The organism is Pseudovibrio axinellae (genome assembly GCF_900110875.1).
GTDB classification, from domain to species: Bacteria; Pseudomonadota; Alphaproteobacteria; order Rhizobiales; family Stappiaceae; genus Pseudovibrio; species Pseudovibrio axinellae.
In genome coordinates this window covers 82,203-99,140 of sequence record NZ_FOFM01000007.1, presented here as the reverse complement: position 1 = coordinate 99,140, position 16,938 = coordinate 82,203, and the positions used below count along the sequence as shown (strand labels likewise).

Below are 16,938 nucleotides of genomic sequence, written 5' to 3'. Positions count from 1 at the left end.
ACTGCCGACTAGGAGTCATTACTATGAGAATTGCGGTTATCTCTGATGTTCACGGTAACCTGCCTGCTCTGGAAGCTGTCCATCGTGACATTCAGCACCAGTCACCAGATCTGATTTTCAATCTGGGAGATTGTGTCTCCGGTCCACTTTGGCCCGAGGAGACCGCGCAGTATCTGATTGCCGAAAACTGGCTTACCATTCGCGGCAACCATGACAGACAACTCGTGGACCATACGCACTCAGAGATGGGACTAAGCGATGCCCATGCCTATTCATTGCTCTCCGATGAGTCCAAGGCCTGGCTTCAACAGCTGCCAACGCATATGGAACATGTTGAAAATGTGTTGCTTTGCCATGGAACACCGAAAGTGGACAGTGAGTACCTGACGGAAGAATTGTGCGGAAATCATACCATAACGGCCTCTCCTGAATATGTTCTGGAGCATATCGGTGATGTGCAAGCGCCGTTGATTGTGTGTGGGCACTCCCATATTCCGCGCGTAATTTGGCTTGAGACCACTGGGCAAATTGTCATGAATGCGGGAAGTGTCGGGCTCCCTGCTTATGATGATGACAAGCCAAGGCACCATTTTGTTGAAGTTGGAAGCCCTCATGCACGTTACATGATGGTGACGCGAGCGGGTACACGCTGGTCCTTCGAAGAGCGTATGGTGAACTATGATTGGGATCATGCTAGTAGAAAAGCTGAGCGTAATCAGCGGGGCGATTGGGCTGGTGCTTTGAAAACCGGGTATTTTCGTCCTATTAAGCTGCCAGACTTTTTGGCTCGACCACGTATTGAGGAACCCTATGAAGATTTCTGAGGCGGACATTCTTATTGTCCCCGGCCTGCATGGCTCTGACGCCGATCATTGGCAAAGCCGTTGGCAGGCCAAATTTTCCACTGGCCGTCGCGTTGAACAACAAAATTGGAATAAACCTGACCTTGAAGAGTGGGTGAGTGCCGTTGTGAAGGCCGTTGAAGAGGCTGTGCGCCCTGTGGTGCTTGTTGCGCATTCAGCCGGCGTTGCTGCAGTCATTCACGCAGCGCCACGCATCAAGGACTGGGTGAAGGGTGCTTATCTGGTTGCACCAGCGGACGTGGATGATAGCTCCCGTATACCAACAGAGCTGCATGGGTTTGGCCCTCTTCCAACCTCTGCGCTGCCATTCCACACCAAAGTTGTGGCAAGTCGCAATGATCCTCACTGCACATTTGAACGTGCTGAACAACTTGCAAAGCTCTGGAATGCACGTTTGCAGGATGCTGGTGAAAGCGGGCACATCAATTCTGAAAGCGGTCAGGGACCATGGCCTGAAGGCTTGATCTCGTTTGCTCATTTCATGAAAGAGCTTGGGTAACCGCTATAGGTTGGATAACGCCCTCCTTGCAGTACACGCTTTGTCGAGGGAGGGCGTTGTAAGCCGGAATTTGCCCATCCACCTTATGATGGCTCCACGAAGCCATTTACAGTTGGGCTTGCGTGAGTTGAGCCCGACGTCTTTTGCTTTCGTAGATGAGCCTGATATAGGAGCAGCGGAACGGCAAGTTTCATTACCTCTCATGGCAGAGGCGTTGAATGGCAAAACTACCCTTGGGTTTTCCTGGTTTTCTGTTAGGTTTTAGGGGCCAGACACAGTGCAATAAGAGTGTGAGACTCAGGAACCCTATATGCCTTCTTCTCGTGACAGCGAAGCAAACCGGATAACCGCTCGCCTTGGTCGCTATGCCAAAGTGGGTGGGAATATGAGCGGTATCGCCGCGAAACTTGCTGCGGGAAGGTTATTTGGCTGGGACCAAGACCCTGCAAAAAATGCAACTGCGATTGCGGGATCTTTGGGAGAGCTTAAGGGGCCTTTGATGAAGGTTGCCCAATTGCTCTCAACAATTCCGGATGTTGTTCCTCCAGAATATGCCGCTGAGCTTGCACGATTGCAGGCGAACGCGCCGCCGATGGGCTGGGCATTCGTTAAGCGCCGTATGCGAGCAGAACTTGGACCGCATTGGCAAAGCAAGTTTGGCGAGTTTGAGAAAGAGCCTGCTGCGGCTGCCTCTCTCGGTCAGGTTCACAAAGCCTATGACTTGGATGGGAATGTGCTTGCCTGCAAATTGCAATATCCTGATATGGATAGCGCGGTTGAGGCTGATCTAAATCAGTTTGACATGTTGTTGGCGCTACACCGCAGATTTCGGCCAGCGGTTGAGACCTCTGAGATTGCGAAGGAGGTAGGGGCTCGTTTGCGCGAAGAGCTGGATTATCGACGCGAAGCGCGCCATGCAAAGCTTTATGCCAAGGTATTTTCAAAGGACCCTGAGGTGCAGGTTCCTAAGGTATATAAGAGCCTTTCAACTCGCCGCCTTTTGTCTATGAGCTGGTTAGAGGGACGCCCCTTGTTGGCCTACCGGGAAAAAGACCAGGAAACTCGCAACAAGATTGCACGGGTGATGTTTAAGGCGTGGTGGCATCCGTTTGCACATTTAGGCGTTATTCATGGTGATCCGCATTTGGGGAATTACACCATCTTTGAAGAGGATAATGAGCCTGCCGGTGTGAACCTGCTGGATTATGGGTGTGTTCGTATTTTTCCGCCTGATTTCGTTCAGGGTGTGGTCGATCTTTACCACGGGCTATTGGAGAATGATGAAGAACGCATTGTCTCGGCCTATGAGACGTGGGGGTTTGAGGGCCTGACAAAGGAACTTATTGAAACGCTCAACATATGGGCAAACTTCATTTTTGGCCCGTTGCTTAGTGACAGGACACGCTCAATTGCAGATGGCGTATCGCCAGCTGCATATGGCCGAAAGGAGGCTTTCAAGGTTCATCAATCGCTCAAAGATCTGGGGCCAGTGAAAATCCCGTGCTACTTTGTTTTTATGGATCGGGCGGCAATTGGGCTAGGGTCCGTCTTCCTTCATTTGCAAGCTGAGCTCAATTTCCATCGCTTGTTCAATGAACAAATTGATGGATTTAAGAGAGGCGTCCTTGCCGCTGATCAAAAGCATCAACTGGACTTATGTGGTTTGACCGGGGAAGAGTGAAAGGTATAATTTAGGGCCGGAATTATCCCCGAAACCTTACGTTATTTTCTGGGGCGAGTGTTAACGTAAGTTGCGTTGGCTGATGATGTGATGTTAAAGACTTGTATCAGGAAAACTACTTGTTTCGAGGGGGAAGCATGGCTGACGGGAGCGCGTCTGTTATGGATTATGAGGAACACGAGAAAACCTACAGGAACTTCATCAACTTCTCGAAGGTTGCAGTTCTAGCGGTTCTTACATTTGTTCTGGTCATTGCGATGATCGGATTTGGTGAAGTTGCCGGCACGGTTTGGGCGAGTATCACTACAGTGGCAACAGTCATTGCAGTTGGCATTGGTCTGGCCACTGGTGATAAAGGTTATGTGGCACCAGGAATTGTATTCCTGTTCGCCTGTGTGGTTACGATTGCACTGACAATCTAAAGAAATCCTAGGATTTCTAAAGGTTTTGATGATCGCAGGAGCTGTGTGCTTCTGCGATTTTTCGTTTTAGCCCTAGACTGTTCCGGGATCGCTTACTGGCGCGAAAAGGCAAAGACCAGTGTGTTCACGGGTTTTCCGCTCAAGAAACACCAGTGGCAACTTTTTGGTGATCGGACCTAAGCGATTGATGAACAAAGAAATTGGGTTGGGCGTTGAAAGTGTCACCCTAAAACCCAAGGGATAACATCCAGAGGACCGGTGCTTATTGTGAGTGCGTACTGGCTGGTGATTTGGCTGGTTCTAAACGTATTCGTTATTGAGGTCGTCCATGAAAATTGCCGATATTCTTAAGCAGGCTTCGATGCCGATTGCTGCCCCTTCCTATCCTAAGGGACCTTATAGGTTTATTGATCGGGAGTTTTTGGTTGCTTCCTATCAAAGCGATCCTGATGCGATCCGAGAGGCTTTGCCTGAGCCTTTGGAGCCAGATGGATCCAATACGGTAATGTTTGAAGTCATCCGCATGCCAGATTCCGCTGGTTTTGGGGACTATACTGAGTCTGGTATCGTCATTCCCGCTATGTTCGGCGACCATCCGGTAAACTTCACGCAGCAGATGTTTCTCGATGATACCCCGCCGATTTTTGGTGGGCGAGAGATCTGGGGGTTCCCTAAAAAGCTTGGACACCCAGAGCTGAGCGTGACAGGTGCGACGCTTACGGGTCATCTGGAGTTTGATGGCGTGACAATTGCTATCGCAACAATGGGTTATAAATATCAGCACCTTCTTTACGATGTGGAGCACGGTACGCAGTGTCATCCAGATGCCATTCTTAAAAAGCTCCAGAAGACACAGGTGAACTTAAAGCTTATTCCAGATGTGGATGGGTCTTTGGCGATTGCACAGTTGGTTGCCTACGAGGCGTGTGATGTGACGGTGAAAGGGGCGTGGTCTGGGCCTGCGAGTTTGCAACTGTTCCATCATGCTAATGCCCCAATCGCGGAACTTCCGATGCTTAAATCTCTTGGCGGATTGCATTTCATTACCGACCTCACATTACCTTATGGCCGGGTCATCTATGACTATTTGAAGCCTTAAAAGTCTCGAGCGACCGGAGGTGTTTGATGTGGAACCTCATTGGACTATTCAGATCTGCGGCTTGTGGCCTATTTTCACTGCTGGCCCTATTTTCTCATTCTTACGGGCTTGAATTGAAGCCTTACAAGGATGAGCTGTTCGCCTATCCGCATATCCTTGAAACGTCGCTGAACGGCGCTTTTTTGCGCTTAGACTATCAAATCCAGAGAGACCTGCGTGAGCGTGATGAAGTGCCAGAGAAACGCGTTGGCGCTCGATATGTTTCAAGTAGGCCGTCATGGCATGTATTGGAGCGTACGGCTGTTCTGACAGGTGCACGGCGCAAGCATATCCGCGTAGGAGTTCTCGACGCTGATACTCAAATTCTTCTGCTTTACATCCATGGAAAGGGCGGCAACAGGAAGCAAGGTAATGCGGACTGGACGTTTGGAGGCAACTTTAATCGCTTGAAAAACCTTATGGTTCGCAACCAAGGAGTTTATCTTTCTCCGGATGTCAAGCTGGAGAACTCTCGTAGCACTCAGGAAATCCGGGAGCTGATCGCCCTATACCGGCGTGAAGCTTCGCAAGCCAAGGTGGTTGTTGCTTGTGGGTCGATGGGGTCGCAAGTGTGTTATGGGCTGGCGGAGAATCCAGGTGTCGCGGGACAACTGTCTGGGCTTTTCTTTCTTGGGGGAGCGACGGACCGACGGTTGCTGACAAGTGAGGCTTATAAAGCGAGAGTGCCGATTGTCTTTGCGCATGGGAGCGCAGACCGGGTTTATAGCTGGGAGAGGCAATACCAGCTTTTCAGGGCTCTTGCTTCTAAGGCAAAGGGGTACCCTGTTCGCTTTCGTTTGTTTGAAAGTGGGTCTCATGGCACGCCAATTCGTATGATCAATTGGCGTGCTGAGATAAATTGGGTGCTGGGCAACTTACCAAATGGCAGCCACTAAAAAGGCCGGAAACTCCGGCCTTTGGTTGCGATATGGTTTGGGGCGTGCTTAGGCTTGTGGGACCGTATTTGCTACGGCCAAGCGCTTTGCGCCTTCCTTGGCGATTTGGTTGGTTGAAGACAGCTGGAGTGCCTTTTGGTAGGACTGCCGTGCTTCAGTGATCTGGCCCAGAGCTTCTTCCGCACGGCCACGGTTAGCCCAAGCGGACGCAGATTTCCCATTAAGGGCAATTGCAGCGTTAAAGTCCTTAGTCGCAGATTTTGGATCGCCAATTGAAAGATAGGTGACACCACGAGCAATCAAAGGTGAGTAAGCGCGCGAGTTTAAACCAATTGCTGACGAGAAGTCGTTGAGCGCAGCTTCTTGCAGGCCTTGTGCCTGATAGATAAGGCCGCGGTTATGATAGGCTTGCGCATCACCTGAGTTTAGGCGAATGACTTCGTTATAATCTCGTAGGGCTGCTGTGTTCTGGCCAATGGAACGATAGGTGTTGCCACGTCCGTTCAATGCTTTGACGTAGTCCGGTTTAATAGAAAGGGCTGTGGTGTAGTCCTGAATTGCTTGACCGGCCTTGCCTTTGCGGCGTTCAACCAGTGCTTTGTTTGCATAGGCCTGGTAGGAATTAGGCCGTAGCTCAAGAGACTTGTTAAAGTCCTCAGTCGCTTGATCAAGGCGTCCGGCTTTTGCATAGGCGATGCCACGTTTGTTATAGGCATCTGCATCAGCAGGGTTTGCGTCTATGACGGAGCTCAGACTATCGATGTTGGAGGACGATCCAACAGCTTTGTCGATAGGTACATTCTGATAAACAAGGCCAGTTGAGTTGGATTGGCATGCTGCGACGCCCAGGACAAGCAGACATGCGCCGATGCCTTTAGCCAGTTTATTGTTCACGAGAATGTGCCCCATTCTTAAATAGTCCTTGCAATGACACAGTAGCCTACACTTTAGTGTGGCAAAAAAAGGTCGAATGAACCAGCAGAAACAACAAACGGACCAACTGGATTACCAGTTAGTCCGTTCTGAATTCATACTCCGGGACGTTCGCAGCCCTTTGTCAGACAATATCTAACCTTAACGGTGCGATGTTCCGGATGTCGTCGAATTAACGACGGCCTTTGCCAACGAGCAGGCCTTCACGCTGTGCTTTTTTACGAGCTAGCTTGCGAGTACGGCGGATAGCTTCTGCCTTTTCGCGTGCCTTCTTCTCAGATGGCTTTTCGTAATGGCCACGAAGTTTCATTTCGCGGAAGATGCCTTCACGCTGCATCTTTTTCTTAAGCGCTTTCAGCGCCTGATCGACGTTATTATCGCGAACGAGAACTTGCACGCGTTTATCCTTAGTTTCGAGCACTTTGGATCGAAACCCAAAGTGGCATAGATGAATTGATTGATAGCGATGCCTAGCGTTTTGCTCGGGTCATTACAACACCGTCGCCGCAGATGCGTCGCTTCTTGACGGGGTAACTAACAGACTGCGTATGGCCTGTCTACTACCTTACTAGAGATTCAATGTTAATTTATAGGTAGCCTTGATGGGAATACCACCCATTAGAACCTTGCTGAGCAGCAGCTTGCCCATGTTTGCTTGTTTGTGGGGACGTGCTGAGTTTTCACTCCTAGTAAAAACTAAGTAAATAACACTCATGAAAACAACATATGCTTTGTTGGTGGGTATAATATATAAAAATACAACCTATAATTGCTGATAGGTGCATTGCATTAATCGCGCAAAAAAAAGACCACAGAAGGTTTTCTAGACAGTGGAAATCTGGGGGAGTTGTTAAAACGAATTTTCCTCAATCTGAACGCAGTCGGGACTTTGGGGCGTATTGGTGAGTCGCCGTTTCGGAGCTTGTGAGGTTCAAACATGAGCCGAATATGTATTGGGCTGTCTAAGTCATGGGAAAGGGTTTATACGGAGGTGGGGTTCGTGCATACTTGAAGTCCCCTATGCTAAGAAACCTAACTCAAGAAAGAAAAATGTAATGTGCCGTTGGCTTGCGTACCGTGGAACTCCCATTTTTATGGAAGAGTTGATTTCAATGCCCAACCACTCATTGATTGCTCAGAGTCTGCATTGTGCGGAGGCCAAGGTAAACACGAATGGGGACGGTTTTGGGATCGGGTGGTACGGCCATAAACCTGAGCCAGGTCTTTACCGCGATACTCAGCCGGCATGGGGCGACGAAAACCTGCTTAGTATTACAAAGCAGCTAAAGTCATCTCTCTTTTTCGCTCATGTTCGTGCATCAACCGGAACAGCGACCTCGCGATCGAATTGTCACCCATTCTCTGTTGGTAAATGGATGTGCATGCATAACGGCCAGATTGGTGGTTATGAAGATATCCGCCGAGACGTTGAGGCGTTGATCAGCGATGAGTTCTATCGGTGCCGACAGGGCACGACAGACAGTGAAGCTTTGTTTCTTGCAATGATGAGCCATGGTCTGGATGTTGACCCTGTGGGATCCGTGCAACAGGTTCTGGCAAAAACGCTTGAGTTAATGCACGAGAATGACATTACTGCGCCCTTGCGCGTTGCAATGGCTTTGACTGATGGCGAGCGCCTTTATGCCGTGCGCTGCTCCAGTGATAAGATTGTGCCGAGCTTATATTATCGCCTACACAATAACAGTTTGAGTGTGGTGTCTGAGCCCTTGGAAAAAGGGGGGCATGGCTGGTATGAAGTCCCTTGCGGCCATGTCATGGTCTACGGCGGCGATAACGCGCCCTGTTTTATTCCGCTGGACATTCCCGACAAGTTTTGCAAAGTAGCGTAATCGGTATTTCTTCGAGTGATTAGGCTTTCGAGCTTAATGCTGGAAATAAATCGGTCAATTTCTTTTATAGGAAGTTTCCTCCCAGCGCGGAGTTGCGGGCAAGTACCGTAAATATCCTCGTTCATGTTCTTGATTAGCTCAAGTTCTGGAGGGCCTCCATGCCCTTTTCTTCAGGAGCTTATAATGACGCGGGTTGAAAGCACCAGCGTTGCCAAAACCACAGCTATGTCTGCGTGGTGGGGGGAGTCCAAAGCAACGCTTATGTTGGGATTGCCATTGATTGGCGCGCAATTGGCGCAAATGGCAATTAATGCCACCGATGCTTTGATGATCGGCTGGTTGGGAGCAACAGAGTTGGCGGCTTCGGTGCTGGCTTTGCAGTTGTTCTTTTTGACGTGGCTGGCAGGCCTTGGTTTCTTGCAGGCTGTTATGCCACTTGCCTCCAGAGCGGAAGGTAAGGGCGATATACGTAATGTGCGTCGCGCCTCTCGTATGGGGCTCTGGATATCGCTTATCTATACCTCAATTGCGATGGTGGTTCTTTGGAACGGTGAGAGCATATTGCTTGCTCTTGGCCAGAAGCCCGAGGTAGCCGAGATTGCTGCTAGCTATTTGCGTATTGTGCAATGGTCAATGTACCCGTCACTCTTTGTGATGGCCTTGCGTAGTTTCTTAACGAGCATTGAGCGTTCGCAGATCGTGCTTTGGGCGACTGTGGTGAGTGCTATCGTCAATGCTGCGCTCGATTACGTATTGATCTTTGGGTATTACGGGTTCCCAAAGCTTGGTATTCTTGGTGCCGGGATTGCCTCTGTCGCGACTGCTTTGGCCGCATGTCTGATTTTGATAGCCTACGTATTGTGGGAGGAAAAATCGCGGCGGTATGAGTTATTTGTCCGTTTTTGGCGTGCAGACTGGCCTGCTTTTGCGGAGATCTTGCGCCTTGGGTGGCCCATTTCCCTCATGCTCGTTGCTGAGGTTGGCTTGTTCTCTGCAGCTGCATTGATGATGGGGTGGATCGGTACGCTGGAACTGGCTGCGCATGGCATTGCTGTTCAACTGTCTGGAATCGCGTTTATGATCCCGCTTGGTTTTGCAAACGCCGCCGTCGTAAGGGTTGGTATTGCTTTGGGCCGCAATGACGTTGATGGCATCACGAGGGCAGCATGGGTGGCAATTATCTGGGCGATCTTGATTGGTATTTTAGGAGCGGTCCTGTTTGTTGCAATCCCTGAGGTGTTGCTTGGGCTCTATCTAGATGCAAGTAATCCTGATGCTGCTGATGTGATCCGTATTGGTGTCCCACTGGTTCTCATTGCCGCCATTTATATGGTTGTTGATGGAATTCAGGTCGTGGCTGGTGGTGTGTTGCGTGGTCTGTCAGATACGCGTGTGCCCATGGTGATTGCTGTGGTTGGTTACTGGTTCATTGGTGTGCCACTGTCTTATGTAATGGCCTTTACGTTTGACTGGGGCCCCGAAGGTATTTGGGTTGGACTGGCCATGGGTCTGTTTGTAACGGGTATCTTGCTTCTTATCCGCTTTCAGTGCCGCGATAAGCTTGGACTGGTTCGGTTGGGCTGATACGTTGAAATGACAATAAAAAAGCGCCGGAGGTCCATCGACCTTCTGCGCTTTTTTTGTTCGCTTACTCTCTTTTTAACAAAGCGGAGACAGGCGGTTTACATGGCCCATCTTGCGGCCCTCCCGCGCTTGGCCTTTGCCGTATAGAGTGAGGTGTGCGTTTGGTTCTAACAGAGTGGAGGCCCAAGTGTTGACGTCATCGCCAATCAGGTTCTCCATAATCACATTATATCCCCGCGCTGGGGAGCCTAATGGCCAGCCTGCAATAGCTCGTACATGCTGCTCAAACTGTGAAACCGGGCAGGCGTCCTCTGTCCAGTGACCGGAGTTATGAACGCGCGGCGCTATCTCATTAACGACCAACTCGGTGTTGCCATCAGTTTTGACAACGAACAGTTCGACACCCATAACACCAATATAACCCAAAGCAGTTGCAATTCGCGTTGCCATGTCGACCGCCTGTTGCGCCGTGCCCTCTGGAATGTCGGCAGGGACGGTGGAGGTCTTCAAAATTTGGTTCTTATGGTAGTTGTCTGAAGGGTCGTAGCATTTGACTGTGCCATCTAGGCTGCGGGCAACAATCACGGAGATCTCTTTTTCGAACGGTACGATGCCTTCCAAAATGGCAGGCTGATTGTTCAGCTGTTCCATTGCGTTTTCGGCATCTTCTGGCGTCCGGATCATGATCTGGCCTTTGCCGTCATATCCAAACCTGCGTGTCTTAAGAACGCCCTGTCCACCCAGCTCCGCCAGAGCTGTTTCCAGTTCTGCCTGCGTGTCTACTTTGATAAATGGGGCCACCTGTGTCGCAGCTTCCTGTGACAGGAAGGTTTTTTCTATCAGGCGGTCTTGAGAAACCTTAAGAGCATGTGGGCCAGGGCGAACAGGTACCAGCTGCTCTAGAATACGTGCGGTTTCCCCTGGAACATTCTCAAATTCATAAGTTACGACCGAGACATTTTCTGCAAACTCGGTGAGTGCCTGCTCGTCATCGTAGGCCGCAATGGTTTTTGTTGCTGAGACTTCAAAGGCTGGGCTGATTTCATCCGGGCAATAGATATGGCACTTCAGACCCATCCTGCTAGCAGCTTGGGCGATCATACGGCCCAGCTGACCTCCACCCAGAATACCAATTGTGTCGCCTGGACGTAGTGTGGAAACCATTTCAAGAACTTTCCAGATGTTAGGGGCGGATTAAAAATGAGGCGCCTTTAGTGGGCGCCTCTAAAACTCTTATTCTTCTGTGTCGACTGGCTTTTCAGCAACTGCCTTCGTTTGGGCCTCGCGCCACTCATCTAAGTTGGCTGCGATCTGCGAATTATGGAGTGCTAAAATTGATGCCGCCATGAGAGCGGCGTTGACAGCGCCAGCCCGACCAATGGCCAGCGTACCAACTGGAACGCCTGCTGGCATCTGAACGATCGACAAGAGGCTGTCCTGACCTTTCAGAGCGCGCGATTCGATTGGCACACCGAAGACGGGTAATGGGGTCATTGATGCTGCCATACCAGGCAGATGAGCTGCCCCACCGGCGCCTGCTATGATGACCTTAAACCCTTCTTTTTTCGCAGATTTGGAAAACTCTACCAGACGGTCCGGAGTGCGGTGCGCTGAAACGATGCGAGCGTCATAGGAAATTCCCAAGGCTTCTAGCGTGTTTGCAGCGTTTTTCATGGTTGGCCAATCGGATTGACTTCCCATGATGATTGCGACTTCTGGCTGATCTGTGCGGCTCATAAAGCTGACATCCTCTGAATGTCTGGAAGAAAGCGCGGATTATAAAAATACCACGGCGTGTTTCAAGCCAAATACAACAAGAAATGACAATAGTATAGGAAGGTTGGTTGGCTGCCTTCAATTTAGGCAATAATGTCAGGCAAGAGTTGAGTTTCCAGCACCTGAATCTCGTCTCTTAGTTTGAGCTTTCGCTTCTTTAAGCGTTGTAACTGAAGAACATCAGAGCGTCTGGTTTCGATGAGTGCTGCGATGGAATGATCCAGATCCCGATGTGTTTGCCTCAGCTCTGCTAGCTCCGAACGAATGCTATCCTGATCGTTATTGTCTTCCATCATTGGCTTGTCCTTACGTGACAGGTATTCGTTTTAGTGTCGCCCTTGCTGAACGAAAAACAGGTGGGACGCGTTGTCGCAATTAATCGTTGATGAGGAGTATACAGAATGTGCTGACACGATGAAAATGAGTCTCACTCTTTTACAGAGAGTATATTCAATATCTAAATTTACGCCGCGTATATATAGTTTTAAAAACTTGGTTTACTCTGCTTTTTTGCAATGTAAAAAACCATGAAAAATACTTGGCAATTTATAAGTTCAATCTGTTTTGAATGATTTAACGACCTCTCGTTGTGGAGCTGCCAAAAAACAGCTAATCATCGTTCGACAACTCAATAAAATGGTGCCATCATCCGCTTGTAACAGAGACAATGTAGGAGGATTAAAGCCTATGTCCATCCGTGAGCATTTGACTGAGTTGGAGCGCCGTCATGAAAATATTGAGAAGGAGCTCGAAAGTACGAAGCATCACCCTTCGATTGACGAGCTGGAAATTGGGCAGCTTAAGAGACAAAAGTTGAAGCTAAAGGATGAGATCTCGCGAATACGCGTGTCAGGCTAGTTCTTCTACACCTTCAAATACTTTAAATGCGCCGCTCTAAGCGGCGCATTTTTTTTGGTCAGGCGAGTTTTTTAGCCTCTTCGCGCAGGACGAATTTTTGTATCTTGCCGGTTGATGTTTTGGGGAGGTCTTTAAACACTACAGATCTTGGCGCTTTAAAGCTTGCCATATGCTGTTTGCAATATTGGATGATTGCCTCTTCTGTTACACTGCTGTTTTCTCGCAGTTCGATAAATGCGCAAGGTGTCTCCCCCCATTTATCGTCCGGGCGAGCAACCACTGCTGCAGCAGAGATATCGGGATGTTTATACAGGACCTCTTCAATTTCTATGGATGAGATGTTTTCACCCCCAGAGATTATGATGTCCTTGGAGCGGTCTTTGAGTTGTACATAACCATCCTCATGTTGCACCCCTAGATCACCAGAGTGGAACCAGCCACCAGCAAATGCTTCTTGTGTTGCTGAAGGGTTCTTTAGATAGCCCTTCATCACGACATTGCCCTTGAACATCACCTCACCAATGGTTTCACCATCGGCTGGAACAGGCTGCATGGTTTCCGGGTCTAGGACAGCAAGGTCCTGAAGCGCGACGTAGTTGACGCCTTGCCGTGCTTTCAGCGCAGCTTGTTTGGAAGCAGGTAAGCCACTCCATTGACTGCGCCATTCATTCACAACGGCGGGGCCATAAACTTCTGTCAGGCCATAGAGATGTGTAACACTGAAGCCTTCTTGAGCCATTGCAGCAAGAACGGCCTCTGGCGGGGGAGCAGCAGCTGTAAAGAACTCGACCTGGTGGCTGAGCTTTCGTTTCTGGTCCTGCGGTGTGTTGAGCATTGTCGACATCACAATTGGCGCGCCACAAAGGTGGGTGACTTTTTCATCAGCAAGCGCATCCCAGATTTGAGCTTGCCTGACCTGTCGGAGGCAGACATGGGTTCCAGCAACGAGTGAAAGTGACCAAGGGAAGCACCAGCCATTGCAGTGGAACATGGGGAGCGTCCAAAGGTAGACTGGGTGCTTGCCCATGGCGGCGGTGATAATGTTTGCCTGCGCCAGCAAGTAGGCTCCACGATGATGGTAGACCACACCTTTAGGGTTTCCAGTGGTGCCTGAGGTGTAGTTGAGCGAAATTGCATCCCATTCATCAGCAGGGAGTTGCCATTTAAAGTCAGAGGTGCCGCTTTCGACAAGTTCCTCGTATTCCATTTCTCCGATTTCTGGAGCTGATTGAGGGAACTCCTTGTCGTCATAAAGCACGACACGCGGCTTAACTGTGGCAAGTTGCAATGCTTCGCTCATGACCTTTGAGAATTCACGATCAACGATGACCAGCTTGCTTTCGGCATGATCCAGTTGAAATGCCAAGATAGCTGCATCGAGCCTTGTGTTGAGGGCATGGAGCACAGCGCCTGCCATTGGAACGCCATAATGGGCTTCGAGCATGGGAGGGGTATTGGGCAACATGACTGAAACGCAGTCGTTTTTACCAATTCCGAGCTGCTGAAGAGCGCTGGCGAGGCGGATGGAACGCTCATAAAACTCTTTATAAGGCCTGTGTATGTTGCCATGGATGATGGCAGTGTGGTCTGGAAATACCTTTGCCGCTCTTTCTAGAAAGCTTAGCGGGCTCAATGGAGTGTAATTGGCATCCGTTTTGGGGAGGCCACATTCGAAATAAGATGTGTTGGATGGCGCGTTTTTCATCAAATTCTCCCGGCGATCAATTTCCCGCTAATTGGATGAAAAAATATCCTAGAAGGTCTCGTCAGATTTTCCGAGGCGGTTACAGTTTTACTGCCTGGTGCTAGGAATTAAGTTCATCTCATATTGGGATATATCTGAGTATATGTCACCGAGATAGTGCGGGTGCCTTGGAGTTTAGTCTGAGATACTGCTTGCTTTTAGACTTTTATATATAAGTATTTTCTAGGTAATAGGTGGTGTGGTGTTGCTATACGAGATAAAAATATTTTCCATAGTTGCATTCATACATAATTTAACGAAATAGGTGGAGTGCTGTTTCTTTGGCGAGGAAGAATAACGCTCGCGACAATTTGCAACACCCATGAAGCCTTCCCCGTTTGCCTTTCGATTTGTAATGTAGGCCCGTCTGATAAAAGAAAGAAAACCGCGATCCATTCGAACGGAGTCGCGGCGAGCAAGCAGGGCCTATATGACCGTAATGACACCAAATCGACAGGGGAAGATCGCCATATTCTTTGGTGTGCTTTTCTGTGCGGTTACCGTGGCTTTAACGGGGTACATTTTCGCTACTGGAGGTTCACCGGCCTCGCAGGACCCGCAGTGGTTTGTGCTGCTTGTTGCTTTCCCGGTTCTCATACAGCTTTATCTTGATCGTGCTGTCATCTTTAGCCAGTTGCGCGATCATTGGTACTTGTGGGCAATTACGACTGTAATTTTCGTGGTTGTTAGCCTGCAGTTTAACCTTGCTGAAGACAAATCTTCGGTGGGCGTGACAGATAAATTACGCAGCTACTTCTTTTCGTTGGTGGAAGGACAGCCGCCAAGCTCTGAATATGCAGGTGATTTGCTGGGAACATACGGTGCAAAACAGATTTTGTACCGTGTTGTTTCGGCCGATACCCGTGACTTACACCTGAGCGATCCTTTTAGTTATTTGCAAAACAGAGTGACCTGGAAGTCTAATCCAGGGGTTCGACCAAAGGTCAATGGGCCGATCGACACTTTCAAAAGCGTTCTCTACCAAGGGCTAGAAGAGCGTAACTAAGCCGTCAGAGATTAATTTTATCGAGACGATAAAAACACCGAAATAGGTGACCTTGTAAAAAATCTGCTGGTTGATAACCTTCGCGATTTTGACTCCCATAAACATGCTTAGTGGTGCAAATGGCAGTAACACGGCTGATGCAGTTAGGTTTTGCGTGTCAAATGCGCCCAGCATTGTATAGGGTATGAGCTTCAACGCGTTGATGATCGCGAAAAAGACAACGGTAGTTCCTGCAAAAACTAAGGTTGGAAGTTTGAGCGGAAGTGCATAAATTTGGTAGGGCGGGCCACCTGCATGGGAAATGAAGCTCGTAAAGCCTGCCACCGTGCCCCACAAAAAACCTTTTGCTCTACTCGGTTTCGGCGCGTCTTGCTCCACTTTATCACCGATCCAGTACTTCATGACAAATGCAAGTGCAATTCCGCCGATGATAAGTCGTATGACTGCTTCGCTTAAATATACTGCTGTTGCCCAACCTATTGTTATTCCTAGTATACCTGCCGGAATTGTGAGCTTTAGAACTGTTGCATCATAACTGTTTCGGTAGGCAACAAGGCCGACAATATCCATTGCGACCAAAAGTGGCAGTAAAATCGCGGCTGCCTGCACGGGTGAGATGATCAAACTCAACATAGGCACACCGAGAATGGCTACGCCTCCACCAAAGCCACCTTTTGAAATGCCGACGATAGCCAGAGCAGGGATTGCTACAAGATAAAACAGCGGATTGGTGATGATGTCTTGCAACAGCAATAATCCTTCGGTCGAGGCCGTTCACGTTCTTTCTACGCGAAAAATGAAGCAACCAAAACTGCGATATTTCTTGTTTTATGACGCGTTTTAGAGGCCTGTGATACCATCCCAAATGAGTTTAAGTGCGACTCCAAATAGGCCTGCGTAGGTGATGTTGTAAAACATCTTTTTGTTGATGTGCCTTACAATTTTGATGCCAGCCAGTGTGGCAAGCGGCGCAATGGGAAGCAAAACCAGAGATGTTGTTATGTTCTGTGAATCAAACTGTCCCAGTGCATAATACGGCACAACCTTTGAGAAATTGATGATTGCGAAAAAGATGACGGCAGTGCCAGCCATGACAGGTGGAGCGAGCTTTAAAGGAAGAACGTACATCTGAAATGGAGGGCCACCCGCGTGGGCGAGGAAGCTGGTTGTTCCTGATATTGCACCCCAGATGCCGCCAAAAATGACATTATGCGGCTTGGATGGTTTGCTCGCTTTTTTGCCGAACCAATAATCGGCAACGAATATTAAAGCGATTGTACCAGTGACAAGGCGAACGAGCGTTTCTGATATGACAGCTGCGGTAAAGTAGCCGAATAGAATGCCCATTAAGCCAGCTGGGACCAAAATCAAAAGTGTCTTCCTGCAATAGATTGCTCGGTACGAGAAAAGCCCGACTGCATCCATGACAAGAAGAATAGGCAGAAGTATTCCAGCTGCCTGTACCGGCGGAATTGCTAGGGACAACATTGGCACGCCAACAAGAGCGAGCCCTCCTCCGAAGCCTCCTTTTGCGACACCAACCATGATAACAGCCGGTATTGCACAGATATAGAAGAAGGGGTCTGTTAGGGGCATGATTAGCTGTTTCCCGAAACGGTTCAGGAAAGTCCTTTTAAAATAAGCGAAAATCAGGGAATAGACGGGTTAAAACTTTGGGGCCATCTTTA

At 49.2% G+C, this 16,938-nt stretch carries 18 protein-coding genes; 10 read left to right on the top strand and 8 right to left on the bottom strand.

Annotated elements, in window-relative coordinates; all coding sequences use genetic code 11:
- The first annotated feature begins 23 nt into the window (after positions 1-23).
- The 6 genes from BMZ51_RS15750 (at position 24) to BMZ51_RS15720 (ending at position 5,499) form a co-directional block, all read left to right on the top strand.
- Positions 24-824, top strand: coding sequence for a metallophosphoesterase family protein (locus BMZ51_RS15750; RefSeq protein WP_068003934.1), 801 nt, complete (start codon positions 24-26; stop codon positions 822-824).
- Positions 811-1,362 carry an RBBP9/YdeN family alpha/beta hydrolase gene (locus BMZ51_RS15745; protein ID WP_068003936.1) on the top strand — a complete coding sequence of 184 codons (552 nt, stop codon included), beginning with the start codon at positions 811-813 and terminating at the stop codon, positions 1,360-1,362. The genes BMZ51_RS15750 and BMZ51_RS15745 overlap by 14 nt, the downstream gene beginning before the upstream one ends.
- 310 nt (positions 1,363-1,672) lie before the next feature.
- On the top strand, positions 1,673-3,043 hold the full coding sequence (locus BMZ51_RS15735) for an ABC1 kinase family protein (protein WP_068003940.1): 1,371 nt from the start codon (positions 1,673-1,675) through the stop codon (positions 3,041-3,043).
- 137 nt (positions 3,044-3,180) lie between these two features.
- Complete coding sequence (locus BMZ51_RS15730; protein WP_208979521.1) at positions 3,181-3,465, top strand: aa3-type cytochrome c oxidase subunit IV; 285 nt, start codon at positions 3,181-3,183, stop codon at positions 3,463-3,465.
- Between the two features lie 328 nt (positions 3,466-3,793).
- Positions 3,794-4,564: an acetoacetate decarboxylase gene (locus tag BMZ51_RS15725; protein WP_068003953.1), complete on the top strand. Its 771-nt coding sequence runs from the start codon at positions 3,794-3,796 to the stop codon at positions 4,562-4,564.
- 26 nt (positions 4,565-4,590) lie between these two features.
- Positions 4,591-5,499: an alpha/beta hydrolase gene (locus BMZ51_RS15720; protein ID WP_074882153.1), complete on the top strand. Its 909-nt coding sequence runs from the start codon at positions 4,591-4,593 to the stop codon at positions 5,497-5,499.
- Between the two features lie 48 nt (positions 5,500-5,547).
- Here BMZ51_RS15720 and BMZ51_RS15715 read toward each other — a convergent pair whose 3' ends face one another.
- Both BMZ51_RS15715 and rpsU read right to left on the bottom strand, forming a co-directional pair.
- Positions 5,548-6,393 (bottom strand): tetratricopeptide repeat protein, encoded by an 846-nt coding sequence (locus tag BMZ51_RS15715; RefSeq protein ID WP_208979520.1) that lies wholly within the window; start codon positions 6,391-6,393, stop codon positions 5,548-5,550.
- A 211-nt stretch (positions 6,394-6,604) separates the two neighbouring features.
- On the bottom strand, positions 6,605-6,829 hold the full coding sequence (gene rpsU / locus BMZ51_RS15710) for a 30S ribosomal protein S21 (protein ID WP_063298527.1): 225 nt from the start codon (positions 6,827-6,829) through the stop codon (positions 6,605-6,607).
- Between the two features lie 697 nt (positions 6,830-7,526).
- Between rpsU and BMZ51_RS15705 the strand changes: the two genes are divergently transcribed.
- Both BMZ51_RS15705 and BMZ51_RS15700 read left to right on the top strand, forming a co-directional pair.
- Positions 7,527-8,282 (top strand): class II glutamine amidotransferase, encoded by a 756-nt coding sequence (locus tag BMZ51_RS15705; protein WP_068004231.1) that lies wholly within the window; start codon positions 7,527-7,529, stop codon positions 8,280-8,282.
- A 183-nt stretch (positions 8,283-8,465) separates the two neighbouring features.
- Positions 8,466-9,866: an MATE family efflux transporter gene (locus tag BMZ51_RS15700; protein ID WP_068003958.1), complete on the top strand. Its 1,401-nt coding sequence runs from the start codon at positions 8,466-8,468 to the stop codon at positions 9,864-9,866.
- A 75-nt stretch (positions 9,867-9,941) separates the two neighbouring features.
- Here BMZ51_RS15700 and BMZ51_RS15695 read toward each other — a convergent pair whose 3' ends face one another.
- The 3 genes from BMZ51_RS15695 to BMZ51_RS15685 all read right to left on the bottom strand — a co-directional run bounded on the left by BMZ51_RS15695 (position 9,942) and on the right by BMZ51_RS15685 (position 11,938).
- Entirely contained in the window at positions 9,942-11,030 is a 1,089-nt protein-coding gene (locus BMZ51_RS15695) for a 5-(carboxyamino)imidazole ribonucleotide synthase (protein ID WP_068003971.1), read from the bottom strand.
- Between the two features lie 69 nt (positions 11,031-11,099).
- The gene (gene purE, locus BMZ51_RS15690) at positions 11,100-11,603 is read right to left on the bottom strand and encodes a 5-(carboxyamino)imidazole ribonucleotide mutase (RefSeq protein WP_068003980.1); all 504 of its coding nucleotides are present in this window, start codon (positions 11,601-11,603) and stop codon (positions 11,100-11,102) included.
- Positions 11,604-11,725: 122 nt separating this feature from the next.
- A complete protein-coding gene (locus BMZ51_RS15685) occupies positions 11,726-11,938 on the bottom strand; it encodes a YdcH family protein (RefSeq protein ID WP_068003984.1) in 213 nt (70 codons plus the stop codon).
- 391 nt (positions 11,939-12,329) lie between these two features.
- Between BMZ51_RS15685 and BMZ51_RS15680 the strand changes: the two genes are divergently transcribed.
- Entirely contained in the window at positions 12,330-12,500 is a 171-nt protein-coding gene (locus BMZ51_RS15680) for a YdcH family protein (RefSeq protein ID WP_074882151.1), read from the top strand.
- Between the two features lie 58 nt (positions 12,501-12,558).
- On the opposite strand, the gene BMZ51_RS15675 is transcribed toward BMZ51_RS15680, so the two are convergent.
- Positions 12,559-14,205 carry an acyl-CoA synthetase gene (locus BMZ51_RS15675; RefSeq protein ID WP_068003987.1) on the bottom strand — a complete coding sequence of 549 codons (1,647 nt, stop codon included), beginning with the start codon at positions 14,203-14,205 and terminating at the stop codon, positions 12,559-12,561.
- 469 nt (positions 14,206-14,674) lie between these two features.
- Between BMZ51_RS15675 and BMZ51_RS15670 the strand changes: the two genes are divergently transcribed.
- Positions 14,675-15,250 (top strand): hypothetical protein, encoded by a 576-nt coding sequence (locus BMZ51_RS15670; protein ID WP_068003988.1) that lies wholly within the window; start codon positions 14,675-14,677, stop codon positions 15,248-15,250.
- Here BMZ51_RS15670 and BMZ51_RS15665 read toward each other — a convergent pair.
- Complete coding sequence (locus tag BMZ51_RS15665) at positions 15,233-15,997, bottom strand: sulfite exporter TauE/SafE family protein (RefSeq protein WP_068004233.1); 765 nt, start codon at positions 15,995-15,997, stop codon at positions 15,233-15,235. The two genes, BMZ51_RS15670 and BMZ51_RS15665, sit on opposite strands and share 18 nt — an antisense overlap.
- 93 nt (positions 15,998-16,090) lie before the next feature.
- Positions 16,091-16,849: a sulfite exporter TauE/SafE family protein gene (locus BMZ51_RS15660; protein ID WP_068003989.1), complete on the bottom strand. Its 759-nt coding sequence runs from the start codon at positions 16,847-16,849 to the stop codon at positions 16,091-16,093.
- Between the last annotated feature and the right edge of the window lie 89 nt (positions 16,850-16,938).

Coding starts and splice junctions, on each gene's coding strand:
- BMZ51_RS15750 (WP_068003934.1), top strand. CDS start 24: ATGAGAATTGCGGTTATCTCTGATGTTCACGGTAACCTGCCTGCTCTG.
- BMZ51_RS15745 (WP_068003936.1), top strand. CDS start 811: ATGAAGATTTCTGAGGCGGACATTCTTATTGTCCCCGGCCTGCATGGC.
- BMZ51_RS15735 (WP_068003940.1), top strand. CDS start 1,673: ATGCCTTCTTCTCGTGACAGCGAAGCAAACCGGATAACCGCTCGCCTT.
- BMZ51_RS15730 (WP_208979521.1), top strand. CDS start 3,181: ATGGCTGACGGGAGCGCGTCTGTTATGGATTATGAGGAACACGAGAAA.
- BMZ51_RS15725 (WP_068003953.1), top strand. CDS start 3,794: ATGAAAATTGCCGATATTCTTAAGCAGGCTTCGATGCCGATTGCTGCC.
- BMZ51_RS15720 (WP_074882153.1), top strand. CDS start 4,591: ATGTGGAACCTCATTGGACTATTCAGATCTGCGGCTTGTGGCCTATTT.
- BMZ51_RS15705 (WP_068004231.1), top strand. CDS start 7,527: ATGGAAGAGTTGATTTCAATGCCCAACCACTCATTGATTGCTCAGAGT.
- BMZ51_RS15700 (WP_068003958.1), top strand. CDS start 8,466: ATGACGCGGGTTGAAAGCACCAGCGTTGCCAAAACCACAGCTATGTCT.
- BMZ51_RS15695 (WP_068003971.1), bottom strand. CDS start 11,030: ATGGTTTCCACACTACGTCCAGGCGACACAATTGGTATTCTGGGTGGA.
- purE (WP_068003980.1), bottom strand. CDS start 11,603: ATGAGCCGCACAGATCAGCCAGAAGTCGCAATCATCATGGGAAGTCAA.
- BMZ51_RS15685 (WP_068003984.1), bottom strand. CDS start 11,938: ATGATGGAAGACAATAACGATCAGGATAGCATTCGTTCGGAGCTAGCA.
- BMZ51_RS15680 (WP_074882151.1), top strand. CDS start 12,330: ATGTCCATCCGTGAGCATTTGACTGAGTTGGAGCGCCGTCATGAAAAT.
- BMZ51_RS15675 (WP_068003987.1), bottom strand. CDS start 14,205: ATGAAAAACGCGCCATCCAACACATCTTATTTCGAATGTGGCCTCCCC.
- BMZ51_RS15670 (WP_068003988.1), top strand. CDS start 14,675: ATGACCGTAATGACACCAAATCGACAGGGGAAGATCGCCATATTCTTT.